At 48.7% G+C, this 12,637-nt stretch carries 14 protein-coding genes and 1 pseudogene; 6 read left to right on the top strand and 9 right to left on the bottom strand.

All coding sequences use genetic code 11. The features are described from left to right. A pseudogene (locus tag ON063_RS13085) lies at positions 1-559 on the top strand (ABC transporter ATP-binding protein); the annotation flags it as partial. Between the two features lie 83 nt (positions 560-642). Here ON063_RS13085 and ON063_RS13080 read toward each other — a convergent pair. The 7 genes from ON063_RS13080 to ON063_RS13050 form a co-directional block, all read right to left on the bottom strand. Then, positions 643-1,572 (bottom strand): NADP-dependent oxidoreductase, encoded by a 930-nt coding sequence (locus tag ON063_RS13080; RefSeq protein ID WP_274665423.1) that lies wholly within the window; start codon positions 1,570-1,572, stop codon positions 643-645. Positions 1,573-1,670: 98 nt separating this feature from the next. Next, positions 1,671-2,222 (bottom strand): GNAT family N-acetyltransferase, encoded by a 552-nt coding sequence (locus tag ON063_RS13075; protein ID WP_274665422.1) that lies wholly within the window; start codon positions 2,220-2,222, stop codon positions 1,671-1,673. Further along, complete coding sequence (locus ON063_RS13070) at positions 2,219-2,854, bottom strand: response regulator (protein WP_274665421.1); 636 nt, start codon at positions 2,852-2,854, stop codon at positions 2,219-2,221. The genes ON063_RS13075 and ON063_RS13070 overlap by 4 nt, the downstream gene beginning before the upstream one ends. A gap of 2 nt (positions 2,855-2,856) precedes the next feature. Next, positions 2,857-3,879: a sensor histidine kinase gene (locus ON063_RS13065; protein ID WP_074033063.1), complete on the bottom strand. Its 1,023-nt coding sequence runs from the start codon at positions 3,877-3,879 to the stop codon at positions 2,857-2,859. Continuing rightward, positions 3,876-4,565 carry a cell wall-active antibiotics response protein LiaF gene (gene liaF / locus ON063_RS13060; protein ID WP_015880836.1) on the bottom strand — a complete coding sequence of 230 codons (690 nt, stop codon included), beginning with the start codon at positions 4,563-4,565 and terminating at the stop codon, positions 3,876-3,878. The genes ON063_RS13065 and liaF overlap by 4 nt, the downstream gene beginning before the upstream one ends. 78 nt (positions 4,566-4,643) lie before the next feature. After that, positions 4,644-5,312, bottom strand: a complete 669-nt coding sequence (locus tag ON063_RS13055; protein WP_274665420.1) for a PspA/IM30 family protein — start codon at positions 5,310-5,312, stop codon at positions 4,644-4,646. Between the two features lie 22 nt (positions 5,313-5,334). Next, positions 5,335-5,724: a lmo0954 family membrane protein gene (locus ON063_RS13050; protein WP_214696396.1), complete on the bottom strand. Its 390-nt coding sequence runs from the start codon at positions 5,722-5,724 to the stop codon at positions 5,335-5,337. A gap of 244 nt (positions 5,725-5,968) precedes the next feature. Here ON063_RS13050 and rsgA point away from each other — a divergent pair, with 244 nt between their 5' ends. Then, the gene (gene rsgA, locus ON063_RS13045) at positions 5,969-6,934 is read left to right on the top strand and encodes a ribosome small subunit-dependent GTPase A (RefSeq protein ID WP_274665419.1); all 966 of its coding nucleotides are present in this window, start codon (positions 5,969-5,971) and stop codon (positions 6,932-6,934) included. Between the two features lie 38 nt (positions 6,935-6,972). Here rsgA and pflA read toward each other — a convergent pair whose 3' ends face one another. Continuing rightward, positions 6,973-7,689: a pyruvate formate-lyase-activating protein gene (gene pflA / locus ON063_RS13040; RefSeq protein ID WP_274665418.1), complete on the bottom strand. Its 717-nt coding sequence runs from the start codon at positions 7,687-7,689 to the stop codon at positions 6,973-6,975. Between the two features lie 56 nt (positions 7,690-7,745). Beyond that, positions 7,746-9,992 carry a formate C-acetyltransferase gene (pflB, locus tag ON063_RS13035; RefSeq protein WP_274665417.1) on the bottom strand — a complete coding sequence of 749 codons (2,247 nt, stop codon included), beginning with the start codon at positions 9,990-9,992 and terminating at the stop codon, positions 7,746-7,748. A 361-nt stretch (positions 9,993-10,353) separates the two neighbouring features. On the opposite strand from pflB, the gene ON063_RS13030 reads away from it, so the two are divergent. From ON063_RS13030 to ON063_RS13015, 4 genes are read left to right on the top strand one after another with little or no spacing between them, the layout of a single operon-like run. Further along, on the top strand, positions 10,354-10,776 hold the full coding sequence (locus ON063_RS13030) for a hypothetical protein (RefSeq protein ID WP_214696410.1): 423 nt from the start codon (positions 10,354-10,356) through the stop codon (positions 10,774-10,776). Positions 10,777-10,829: 53 nt separating this feature from the next. Then, the gene (locus ON063_RS13025) at positions 10,830-11,405 is read left to right on the top strand and encodes a DEAD/DEAH box helicase family protein (RefSeq protein WP_274665416.1); all 576 of its coding nucleotides are present in this window, start codon (positions 10,830-10,832) and stop codon (positions 11,403-11,405) included. Next, positions 11,402-11,995, top strand: coding sequence for a helicase-related protein (locus ON063_RS13020; RefSeq protein WP_274665415.1), 594 nt, complete (start codon positions 11,402-11,404; stop codon positions 11,993-11,995). The genes ON063_RS13025 and ON063_RS13020 overlap by 4 nt, the downstream gene beginning before the upstream one ends. Further along, complete coding sequence (locus ON063_RS13015; RefSeq protein WP_015880828.1) at positions 11,992-12,636, top strand: hypothetical protein; 645 nt, start codon at positions 11,992-11,994, stop codon at positions 12,634-12,636. Before ON063_RS13020 ends, ON063_RS13015 begins: the two co-directional genes overlap by 4 nt. Position 12,637 lies beyond the last annotated feature (1 nt).

The following is a 12,637-nucleotide window of genomic DNA, read 5'->3' as shown; positions in this document are numbered from 1 at the left end:
ACGCCTCGTCCTCCTGAGGATTCTCATGGACGAACCGAACGTCTTGTTCCTCGATGAGCCAACGAACGATTTGGATACGGAAACGTTATCTGTGTTAGAAGACTATTTAGAATCGTTCCCTGGCACCGTCATCGCCGTCAGCCACGATCGTTATTTCTTAGACCGTGTTGCCGGACAGTTGATCGCATTTGAAGACGGGACCATCCAGGTGTATCACGCAGAATACAGTGACTACTTGACGATGCGCCAAGAAGAGGTTCGTCAAGTGAAGAAAGAGAAAGAACCAAAAGAGAAAAAAGAACGGGCGAAGTCGGAAGTCGTGAAATTCACCTTCAAAGAACAGAAGGAATGGGACACGATTGAAGAAGACATCGCCGCGCTTGAAGAACAGATTGAAGCACAAGAAGCGACGCTTGCGACCGCGGGCAGCGACCTCGGAAAAGTAAATGAATTGTACGCAACAATCGCCGAACTGAAAGAATCACTCGATGCCAAGATGGAACGTTGGACGTACTTGTCTGAAATCGATGAACAGATACAAGCACAGAAAAAGGGCTGACCTTCACATGAGGTAGCCTCTCAAATCAAATGAACAAAAGGTGGACTTCCGGCGCGCGTTCCGGAAATCCACCTCTTTTTTTATTACTTCACTTTAATGACGATTTTCCCTTTGGCATGCCCTTCTTCTCCATAATCATGAGCAAGTTTCGTGTCCTCTAAATCAAAGACACGGTCAATCACAGGTTTCAGTTCGCCTTTTTCAACAGCTTCCGCAATTTTTTTCAAGCGCTCCCCCGTCGGTTGCATGAAGACATACTCCGCGCGGGCATTCGCCTGTTCGGCTTCTTCTTCATTCGGTGGTGTGGAGATGGAGACGAGCATCCCATTTTCTTTCAGCATTCGATACAGTTTGCTCTGTCCGTCTCCTCCCATCGTATCGAATACGAAGTCAAGATCGCGGACGGTTTCTGATGGATCTTGTCGTTTATAGTCGATGACCTCGTCGGCCCCAAGTTCGCTGACCCAGTCCACGTTCGGCGTACTGGTTGACGTGACGACATACAATCCGTGTGCTTTCGCAAGCTGGATGGCAACCGTTCCGACACCACCTGAACCAGCACCGATGAAGATTCGGTCACCCGGTTTCGCGTCCATCACTTCGAACATGACTTGCCATGCCGTATGCGCGACGAGCGGAAGTGACGCGGCCTCCTCGAAGCTCAATGAATTGGGTTTCTTGACGACGAGATGGGCATCGACCGCCACATATTCGGCATATGTGCCTTGCCTCGCAATATCTGGACGGCTGAATACTTCATCGCCGACCTCAAGCTCGGTCACATTCGCCCCGACTTCTTTGATGACTCCCGATACATCCCATCCGATGACGAGCGGCATTTCGAAAGGAAGAATTTCTTTTAAGTATCCTTCACGCAACTTCCAATCCACCGGGTTGACACTTGCGGCATGAACCTCAATCAATACGTCATCTGCACCGATTGTCGGTTGCTCAAGCTCCCCTACTTTGGATTCGTCTGATCCGCCATACTGTTCGATATATGCTGCTTTCATCCTATCGTCCTCCTTTGAGCGAATAACTCACCTTTACTCGGTTCCCATTTTGTTTGTCTCACAAACGAAAAAGCACACCACGCGTAATGCGGGTGTGCTCAAATCGACGGATGAGTCAGTTCGGTTGTCATATAGCTATAGACATAGACGTCATGGGCTTGTCCCCGCTGACGCATGTAATTATGTAGTCGACCTTCTTGTACGAACCCATTCTTCTCAAGCATGCGTTGCGATGCGAGATTGTCGATATAGACAATGGCACCGACACGTTCAATCTCACATGTCTCAGCAAACTGTAGGACCGCATGGAGGGCTTCGGTCGCATAACCCGAACGCCAATATTCTGGTCTGAGTTCATAACCGATTTCGGCGCGTCGGTGTGATGGCGCCCGATTGTGAAACCCAATTGTCCCAATTAACGCGTTTGATTCACGATGCTCAATCGCAAAACGGATGATGGCTCCCGTTTCAATTTGAGCGAGCATGTGGGTAAGCATCTGCTCCGTCTCTTCAAGTGTTTGATGCGGCTCCATCCCATAATGCTGGAGCACGCGTTCATTTGAAAAAATGGCGAATACGTGTGGACTATCCTCCATTTGAAGGGGGCGCAGTCGAAGACGTTCCGTTTCAATTACCGGGAGCCGATTCATCCTTTACTCACCAGATTATGTTGAAACGCATACACGACCGCTTGTGTTCGGTCATAGACGTCAAGTTTCGTCAAGATGTTCGAGACGTGCGTCTTTACCGTCTTCAGTGAAATAAACAATTCGTCCGCAATGACTTGATTCGACTTTCCTTCTGCCATGAGTTGCAAAATTTCTCGTTCACGTGCAGTCAAGCTCTCATGGAGGGTCGTCTCCGGGTGACGTAGACGTTCGAGCATCTTTCCTGTCACTTGGGCAGCCATAACGGGATTGCCGGCAGCCGTCTGACGAATCGCGTCGGCAATTTCATTGGCGTTTGCCGTCTTGAGGACATAGCTCATCGCGCCGGCTTCAATGACCGGGTATACTTTCTCGTCATCCAAGAAACTCGTCACGACTAGAATCTTTGCCTCTTTCCAGCTCGCTTTGATTCGTTTCGTCGATTCAACTCCGTCCACCGGTTCCATGACTAAGTCCATGAGGACGACGTCCGGTTTTTCCGCAATCGCAAGCTCCGCTCCCGTCGCGCCGTCCGATGCCTCACCGACGACTTCAATGTCCGGTTGTGTCGATAAAAAGGCAGACACGCCCGCTCGGACCATTTCATGATCATCAATTAATACAACTCGAATCATCATTACCCCTCCACTTGTTGTTTCACACGTACTTCGATTTGTGTTCCGACATTCGGCACACTGACCAATCGTAACGTCCCACCGACTTCCGCCGTGCGCTCTCTTATCGATTGTAATCCATATGAGGCGACTTGTGTATCGTCCACGTTAAATCCGATTCCGTCATCGTTGATCTTTAAAATAACCGTCTGTTGCACGGTTCGCATCTCAATTTCTAGGCGAGTCGCCTTCGCATGTCGCAATGTGTTACTGATTGCCTCTTGGACGATGCGGAATAGTTCATTTTCGGTGTGCCGTGATAGCTTCACTTCTTCTAGACGCCAGACGAGTTCAGTCGACTGTTTACGCGACAGTTCTTCTAATAGGCGTTCGATTCCGGTTTTTAACGTCATACCCTCTAATTCCACCGGTCGTAGTTGTAGGAGTAACGACCGCATCTCTGCCTGTGCCGTTTGAGCCATGAGCTCCACTTGCTCCATTTGTTTACTCGCTAATTCCGGTTTCGTCTGCATCGTCTGTTTGACCGCTGTCGTCATCATCGAGATGGCATAGAGCTGTTGACTCACCGAATCATGAAGTTCTCGTGCGACGCGACGTCTTTCTTCGACGACCGCCTCACTACGCGCCTCTTCGACACTGACCGGGCGTTCGCCAACTCGCTTCGCCATCTCAATCATCTCTTGACGTTGTTTTGAGACGCGGACGATTCGTTCGAGCGTGTCTCGGTAAGGCGACAACGGTCGGAACGTGATTTCTTTTTGGTTCTCTAGTTTCCAAAGGGCGTTCGCGACCTCTCGGAAGTCTCGACGTAAGTAAAAGTATGATGCGACTCCAAAGATACTGCCAATCAAAACGGCAATCACCAAAATGGACACACCGAAAGGCAACCCTTCTTCACGCGAAAATAAGTCGCTCAGTGAAGTCGAGTCACCTATGAGAAACGCCACTGTAATCAAGAAAGCCGTCAAGAGACTACTGAACAATTGATGCCAGACGACCGTCCGTGGATAAGAATCTTTTTTCATACCGTCATCACCTCGACACTTCCGCTCATGAGCACGATATGAATACGAACTTTCCGCGTAGCCTGGACATAATCATCAGACGCCGTATAGAAGCGACGGTTAAAAACCGGTGAATAGTTCGAATCATCGACTTGAACTTTTCCAAATCCAATCGACGCATCGATTGAATAATCGTAACCCGCTGGAATGAGGATGCGGATGTCTCCCGCAAGTCCGTTTAGGAGTAAAAATGTCTCTCCTTCAGGAATGATGGCTTGTGATAAATCCATCTCAACATCACGTAGCAAAAAGAACTCATTCGTATCGCGTAACACATAGTGTCCCGATTCTTTCATACCAAACGAGAAGGCTTGTTCCTGACGAAGCGGTGTCCGAATTTTTGATTCGACCGGTCGATTCTTATAGAGTCGGTACCCGAAAAGCAATAATAGACCCGAGAGCACAAACCCAAACGCGGCTGACGAGAAGATCAAGCCAATCAAGAGAATGCCTCCGATGGCGTAAAAGATATAGCTGGCCGACTGCTTGCCTCGACGACTGAAGCGTCGTCCAATATAAAGAAGAAGCAATGGGAGGATCATGCTGAATAAGACGCTATTCCCACCCGTCACGATGTCGATAAAGAGTCCAACTGAAAATAAAATAATCATGAATCCAATGATTTGACGTGTGTTCCAACGTTCCATGTCCATTCCCCCTTTCTGTTCATATGTATGAAGCAAAGAAAGCGATGACCTTGTTCAGGTCATCGCCGAACCGTCACCTCACTCTTGTTTAAAGCGACGCTCCAGTTCTTTTAGTTTTGCTTCAAAATCATCTTCATCTGCTTGCGTGTCTTTCTTCTCTTCAACAGGTTGTTCTTTCTTCTCTTCAACAGGTTGTTCTTTCTTCTCTTCCTCGGTAAACGGATGAGACTGCGACGTGTTTTGACCGAAGATTTGGTCAAGTGCCCCTTTTAGAAGATCTAAATTTTCACGCATCGCAAATTCATATCGTTTGTTTTGCATTTCATCGAGCTTGAGTTTCATCTCGAGTGCACGACGCTCTAGCGCATCCAATTCACGCTCTCCTTCATCAATCAACCCTTCGAAATAACGATACTGTTCTCCGTAGTGTTTTGACTCAAGAGCTGCACGTTCTGCCAACTTCTCTTCACCAGCCTGCTTCGCCAGTTCTGTCTGTTCATATCGTTTATCTGCCATCTTTTTGGCATCATCACGCTTTTCAGCAAGCTCTGCAAGTAGTGTGCGTTGACGTTCGACGAGACGCTCAACCGATAGCGCTTCCTTCTCCGCTCCACGGATATGACGGTTCAATTCCGCTTCTCCACTCGAACGTGGCATCTCTTTATCTTGATACTTCTTCACTTCTTTTGAAATCTCTTTCGTCAATTCATTCGCTAGTTCACGAAACTGATCAAACGGTGTCTTCATGGTGAATCCTCCTTATGAAATCTTAACGACGATTAACAAATTTTTGCCAAACTTGATCGAACTGTTGGAAGCTGCTACGGCTAGCACGCGTTCCGTCGGCATTTAAAATTTCGACTTCCGGGTCGCGCTTCTCACCTGTATACATCATATACCCTTTAAACAACAACCACGCGACAATGATTCCGACGAGTGCCCAAATGTTTGAGAGCATCGTCCCAATCCCGATGACGGCAAGGATCCCGAAACCAACTTTAGCACCGATGTGTGTCACAGCCTGAAAACGGACTCCAGCCCAAAGCGTCAAGAGCGCTCCTAATCCGAATAAAATCATATTCGGTAAAGAACCGATCAACACGAGCACTAGAGCGATCGCGGCTACGATGAACAACACCTTTTTCACTTGGTGATTCATCTGTCATCCCTCCTTGTTAAGTACACTCTTATCATAATACGTTATTTTGTATAGGTCGACGAGCGGAAGGCTTGTTTCGCCTCGGTCTTTAGACTGAGATGTTACCGTTTCCAATAACTGTGGTACACTGATGCTATCGAACAATGAAAGGATGATGTTTTATGAGCAACATGATGCATGCACGTCACCAAATGTCAGCGAATCGGAGGGCTGTCGTCCTCCAACATTAAAAGGAGGATTCTATTTGAATCAACAAACTGAAACGGGACGTGTCACGGCACAGTTCCAACATCTTTACACGGTATCAATCGGAGAAAACGCCTATATGTGCGGGGTTTCCGGAAAATTTCGACATGAGGCGACGAGCGAACGGGATTACCCGGTCATCGGCGATTATGTCACGATTCAAGTTCGCGAGCATGGTCAAGGTACGATTCACCATCTCCTTGAGCGTCGGACCGTTCTATCACGAGCGGCCGCCGGCAACGAGACGCGTGAACAACTGATCTGTGCGAACGTCGACTACGTCTTGATCACGATGGCATGCGGACACGATTTCAACATCCGCCGCCTTGAGCGCTATACGCTAGCTGCGTGGGACACAGGTGCAATCCCCATCATCGTCCTGACAAAAACGGACCAAGTCGAATCGGTCGACACACTGCTCGAAGACATTGAGCTAAACGCACCTGGAATTCAAGTATTTCCTGTCAGTGCTGTGACGGGAGAAGGTGTGGCTGAACTTCGTCACGCGTTACCGAGTGAAAGTACGATTGCCTTCGTCGGTTCGTCCGGAGTCGGAAAATCTACGCTGACAAACGCCCTAGCCCACGAGACACTTGCCGTCACGCAAGCCGTCCGGGCGCAGGACGAGCGCGGGAAACATACGACGACACACCGCGAACTGTTCCGAATCGACGACTTATACGTCATCGACACACCAGGGATGCGAGAATTCGGACTATGGGAAGGAAGCGAGCATCTCGATGAGACGTTCCGTGATATCGAAGCGCTTGCCGAGACATGCCGCTTCCGCGACTGCTCTCATCATAAAGAACCGGGTTGCGCCGTCCAAGAGGCGCTAACGAACGGTACGTTAGATGCGAAACGCTATGCGAGCTACGTCAAACTAGAACGGGAACTTCTCTATATGGAGAAGAAACAGGCAGAGCACGCCCGCGTCTTAGAAAAGAAGAAAAAGCGAGTATAACGTCAAACAAGCGCAGACCACATCGGTCTGCGCTTGTTTTATACAGTTCCCTGCAAGATCCCTTCTGCCCACTCGACTTCATCAGACGTCGGGGGTTTCGTGCCTTTGAGCGGATAATCGAGTCCGAGCGCCTCCCATTTGTAGACGCCCATCTCATGGTAAGGCAGAATCTCGACTTTCTCGACATGGTCTAACTTTTGAATGAACGCGGCGGTACGACGAAGCGCCCCTTCTTCAAGCGTCCATCCAGGTACGAGGACGTGGCGAATCCACATTTTCGTTCCGCGCTCGGAAAGGTGTTCGGCAAGCGCGAGCGTGTTGGCATTGCTACGTCCCGTCAATTTTTTACACATGTCGTCGTCGATATGCTTGATATCGAGTAAGACGAGATCGGTGTGATCTAAAATCACATCCAAGTTAGGAGGGCGGAGCGCACCGGACGTATCGAGTGTCGTATGGAGCCCATGCTTTTTCGCTTCACGCAGCAGTGCCTCTAAAAATTCAGGTTGCGCGAGTGGGTCACCACCTGAGATGGTGATGCCGCCGTTCGATGCCTCCATGAACGGTCGGTAACTGAGCGCCTCTTGAATGACGTCTTCAGCCGAGCGGTGGTTATTCTTTTTGAAATCCCACGTGTCCGCGTTATGGCAATAGAGGCAACGTAACGCACAACCTTGTAAAAAGACGATGAAGCGAATCCCTGGGCCGTCAACTGTTCCGAATGATTCGACCGAATGTACATATCCCATTGTCATCGAAATGACCTCCTAACGAATGAGCGGCCCTCCGTGGAAGGCCGCTAAGCCTTTACTTACAACGAACCGTGGAACGTACGGTTGATGACGTCGATCTGTTGCTCACGCGTCAACTTGATGAAGTTGACCGCATATCCAGATACGCGGATCGTGAGTTGTGGATATTCTTCTGGATGTTCCATTGCGTCGAGAAGCGTCTCGCGGTTGAAGACGTTGACATTCAAATGATGTCCTTTGTGCTCTCCACTCATATACCCATCGAGAAGTGCCGCCAAGTTGAGTTCACGTGCGATTTCTTCTTTTCCGAGTGCTTTCGGTACGATTGAGAACGTATACGAGATCCCGTCTTGTGCGTGTTCAAACGGAAGTTTCGCAACAGATGAGAGCGATGCAGCCGCACCTTTCGTATCCCGTCCATGCATCGGGTTGGCACCTGGAGCGAATGGTTCACCAGCACGGCGACCGTCTGGCGTATTCCCTGTTTTCTTACCGTAGACGACGTTCGATGTGATGGTGAGGACCGATTGCGTATGAAGCGCGTCACGGTATGTTTTATGTTTCCGTACTTTTTCCATGAACGATTCGACGAGTTCCACGGCAATCGCGTCGACACGGTCGTCATTGTTACCGAATTTCGGGAAGTCGCCTTCCGTTTCGAAGTCGACGATGATTCCTTCTTCGTTACGAACGGGTTTGACGCTTGCATATTTGATTGCTGAAAGACTATCTGCCGTTACAGAGAGACCCGCAATCCCACAAGCCATCGTCCGTAAGATTTCTGGATCGTGAAGCGCCATTTCGATGCGTTCGTACGCATATTTATCATGCATGAAGTGAATGACGTTGAGCGTATTGACGTATAGCTCTGCCAACCAATCGAGTGTACGGTCAAAGTCGGCATATACTTTATCGTACGTGAGCACATCTTCTGTATTCATTTCCCAAGCTGGAGCAATTTGAGCGCCGCTCTTCTCATCACGTCCGCCGTTCATGCTATAAAGAAGGGCTTTTGCCATGTTGGCACGTGCACCGAAGAACTGCATTTGTTTTCCGATTTTCATCGGTGACACACAACATGCGATACCGTAATCATCACCGAATTGTGGCATCATCAAGTCATCGTTCTCATATTGAATCGCCGATGTTTCAATCGACATTTTCGCACAGTATTGTTTGAAGCCTTCTGGAAGTTTCGTCGACCAAAGGACCGTCAAGTTTGGTTCTGGAGCAGGACCGAGGTTTGTGAGTGAATGTAAGAATCGGAACGAGCTCTTCGTGACGTTCGAGCGACCATCTTCACTCATCCCACCGATTGACTCCGTTACCCAAGTCGGGTCACCTGAGAACAATTCGTTATAGTCTGGTGTCCGTAAGAATTTGACGATTCGAAGCTTCATGATGAAGTGATCGACGATTTCCTGAACGTCTGATTCTGTTAAACGACCAGCTTCAAGGTCACGTTCAGCGTACACATCGAGGAATGTCGAGACGCGTCCGAGTGACATCGCGGCACCGTTTTGTTCTTTGATCGCAGCAAGGTATGCTAAGTACACCCATTGATACGCTTCTTGCGTGTTTTCCGCAGGGCGACCGAGGTCAAATCCATAAGCGGCTCCGAGTTGTTTGAGTTCTTGGAGGGCACGAAGTTGTTCCGATAGTTCCTCCCGGTCACGGATGTCTGATTCAGATAAGAATCCACCTCGTTTCGCCAAGTCTTTTTTGCGCTCTGCCATCAAGAAGTCAATTCCGTAGAGCGCGACGCGTCGATAGTCACCGATGATGCGTCCACGACCGTACGCATCCGGAAGACCTGTGATAATCCCTGATTTACGAGCGGCCCGCATTTCAGGCGTATAGGCATCGAAGACACCTTGGTTATGTGTTTTACGGATCTCTGAATAAATTTTTGTGATTTCTTCATCTGGTTCAAAACCATATGATTCGAGTGCGGCATCCACCATGCGAATCCCGCCATTTGGGTGAATCGAACGTTTGAACGGCTCATCCGTCTGAACGCCAACAACTTTCTCTAACTCTTTGTTTAAGTAACCTGGTCCATGCGATACGATTGTCGATGGTGTGTGTTGATCAACGTCCCAAACGCCTCCGCGTTCACGCTCTTCTTTTGTCAGTTCCATCACACGATTCCAAAGAACGTTTGTCGCTTCTGTCGGACCTGCTAAGAACGTATCGTTCCCTGTGTATTCATGACGGTTCAAACGGATAAACTCACTGACATTGACTTCATTCGTCCACTGACCAGGGATAAAACCTGACCATGCGGATTTGATTTCGGTTGCCATGTTGATTCACTCCTCATTCTCGAAAGTAATTGCGTGTTATCTATACTGTGAGTGTACGTGAAAACGTGAACAATATGTTTTACAGTCTTGTGAAACTTGTAACAATCTTATGAACGTGATGAAATAGCCGTTTTTGAAAGCGTTTTACAAACTGTTATATTCGATTAATTATATAGTTTGAAACAGCTGAATCCCATTTCATTAGGGTCGAACTATGGTCTGTACTAATTTGATTGTTCTGTGACGAACTATACAGTTTTGTGGGTGATAAATCTCACATCACTCGGTTAGAACTTGAATTTTTGTGTCGTATCAGACACAATGAAGGCAGAACATTGTATAAGAGGAAGGGGTTCTACTCATGACGTACGAACCATTAACACCAAGCCACGCCTTTCAAGTCGGCGATCGCATCTCGTTGAAGGTCGACGAAGCCGGTGAAAAGCGTGATGGATTTATCACAGAATTTGAAGATGGAGGGTTTTGGATTCGCTTTGACGATGACATCGAGAACGAAGATTTTATCGATTATCGCGACCAATTACTCGCCGGACTTTTGTCGCGTCCAATCCATGTCATCACGACACATCCGGAACTGAAACCGTTCGAGAAAATGACGTCCGAGTTACAGTATCGCGTTTATCAAGGATTCACGATTGAGAAAGTGGAATTGACAGCAGAAGGCGCGGATGCCCACATCCAACTCATCGAAGACGGTCAAACGTATACACAGACGTTACGTTCTTCAATGGAAGATGGTCAGGAGCATGTTCGCTATATTTGACGAGGGAGCGCTTTCGCTTCCTTTGTTTTTGCCTAAAGATAAGGAGACCTATTATGAATTTTACAAAACCTTTTATTAACGAGACGTGGGAACGGATGGGCTTTAACGAGCCAATGCCGGTCCAAAAAGAGGCGTTTCCCCTACTATTAGATGGAAAAGACGTGACAATCGAGGCACCGACCGGAACGGGTAAAACGCTCGCTTACCTGCTCCCAGCGATTGAAAAGATTGATCCATCGAACGACCGAATCCAAGTTGTCATTGTCGCTCCAACTCGTGAACTTGTCATGCAGATCCAACAGGTCGCACAACGTTTCACCGAAAAAGGCGATGTTCGCATCGGCTCGTTCATTGGCGGTGTCGAATTGAAACGTCAAATCGATCGGATTAAGAAAAAGCCTCATTTGATCGTCGGGACACCAGGACGTCTCGTCGAATTGATTGACAAGAAAAAGCTGAAGCTCCATGAGACACATACCGTCATTCTCGATGAAGCCGACCAAATCATCGATAGCGGTTTGACAGAGGCGGCTAGCGCATCATCAAGCATACTGCGCATGAGCGTCAACTTGCACTCGTCTCGGCAACACTCACTGATTCACTCAAAGAATGGTCGGCACCGTTCATGAACGAACCGGCACATATCAAAATCGAGCGTGCCGTCAGCGATCAAGTGACGTACGGTTACTTGTTGACGACGCGTCGCTACAAACCAGAACTGTTACGCCGTCTTTCACACGTCGATGGCGTGAAAGCACTTGCGTTCATCAATAACCGCTCGTTCTTGCCACCACTTCGTGGGGAGCTTGAAAAGTTGAAAGTGGACTACCGCATGCTCGACAGCTTGAAAGGAAAGCGCGAACGCGTCGAGACGCTCCGTGAATTCCGTAAAGGCGAATACCCGCTCCTCATCACGACAGGTCTCGCAGCGCGTGGTCTCGATATCGAAGATGTGACGCACGTCGTCCATTTCGACTTACCAGAATCCATCGATGACTTTATCCATCGTTCAGGCCGCACGGCTCGCGGTAACGCAGGAGGGACCGTTCTTTCTCTCGTGACGACGGACGATTTACCACACTTGAAATCATTCGCGCGTCAACTCGGTGTCGAATTGAAAGAACTCGAGATTTATCGTGGCGATGTGATCGAGAAACGAATTGAGGAGAAGCCTCCTGTCGTCAAACGCCCTGCGAACAAGCGAGGACCGCGCCGATGAAAAAAGACCGGAAAGTAATTCCCTTCCCTTTGCTCGTCGAAGAGTCCGAATTGCTTGCCGAACTGAAAAAGTTATATGAGCAAGCCGCTCTTGCGCGAAGCACACAATGGACGAACTATATTCAAGAAATCGCATCAGAAGGGACATGGCATTTAAAAGATGCCGAGCTCTTCCGTGACCTCTTCATTGATTGGGCCGTCTTCTTTGAAACGGACGAAGATGGCATGACGCCCCACGGTCGCTATTTGGCTGATCATAAGGGCGACATGTCACCTGCTCTTTATCACGCACTCCGTGGACTAGCCGTCCCGCGTTGCAGCATCTTTGAAGTCACAGAAGACGGTCAGTTGAAAGACTGGGAGTCAAAAGAGACATACGCTGTTCAGTTACCGGAAGAACGCGAGACCGGCGACCTCGTCCTCGGAAAGTTACTCGACATCCGAGGCAGCTGGCGCTTCGGTTCGGCGTTCCTCGCCTTACCTGCGAAAATGTCTGGAAACGTGGCCGACCTATATATCGACTTTACGGATGAAGTCGGTCCCGGTGCCTTTTTGGAGCAATTTCCGGAGTTCTGCGCGGAACTGATTGACTTGTTGCTTGATTTAGAAGAAGGCGTCATCATACCGAAACCATCAAAATAAG

This window comes from Exiguobacterium sp. B2(2022) (genome assembly GCF_028823655.1).
Lineage (GTDB): Bacteria > Bacillota > Bacilli > Exiguobacteriales > Exiguobacteriaceae > Exiguobacterium > Exiguobacterium aestuarii_A.
The sequence above is the reverse complement of the archived record's forward strand: the minus strand, read 5'-3'. Positions and strand labels throughout refer to the sequence as shown.

Coding starts and splice junctions, on each gene's coding strand:
- ON063_RS13080 (WP_274665423.1), bottom strand. CDS start 1,572: ATGAAAGCAGCATATATCGAACAGTATGGCGGATCAGACGAATCCAAA.
- ON063_RS13075 (WP_274665422.1), bottom strand. CDS start 2,222: ATGAATCGGCTCCCGGTAATTGAAACGGAACGTCTTCGACTGCGCCCC.
- ON063_RS13070 (WP_274665421.1), bottom strand. CDS start 2,854: ATGATTCGAGTTGTATTAATTGATGATCATGAAATGGTCCGAGCGGGC.
- ON063_RS13065 (WP_074033063.1), bottom strand. CDS start 3,879: ATGAAAAAAGATTCTTATCCACGGACGGTCGTCTGGCATCAATTGTTC.
- liaF (WP_015880836.1), bottom strand. CDS start 4,565: ATGGAACGTTGGAACACACGTCAAATCATTGGATTCATGATTATTTTA.
- ON063_RS13055 (WP_274665420.1), bottom strand. CDS start 5,312: ATGAAGACACCGTTTGATCAGTTTCGTGAACTAGCGAATGAATTGACG.
- ON063_RS13050 (WP_214696396.1), bottom strand. CDS start 5,724: ATGAATCACCAAGTGAAAAAGGTGTTGTTCATCGTAGCCGCGATCGCT.
- pflA (WP_274665418.1), bottom strand. CDS start 7,689: ATGACAATGGGATATGTACATTCGGTCGAATCATTCGGAACAGTTGAC.
- pflB (WP_274665417.1), bottom strand. CDS start 9,992: ATGGCAACCGAAATCAAATCCGCATGGTCAGGTTTTATCCCTGGTCAG.
- ON063_RS13030 (WP_214696410.1), top strand. CDS start 10,354: ATGACGTACGAACCATTAACACCAAGCCACGCCTTTCAAGTCGGCGAT.
- ON063_RS13025 (WP_274665416.1), top strand. CDS start 10,830: ATGAATTTTACAAAACCTTTTATTAACGAGACGTGGGAACGGATGGGC.
- ON063_RS13020 (WP_274665415.1), top strand. CDS start 11,402: ATGAACGAACCGGCACATATCAAAATCGAGCGTGCCGTCAGCGATCAA.
- ON063_RS13015 (WP_015880828.1), top strand. CDS start 11,992: ATGAAAAAAGACCGGAAAGTAATTCCCTTCCCTTTGCTCGTCGAAGAG.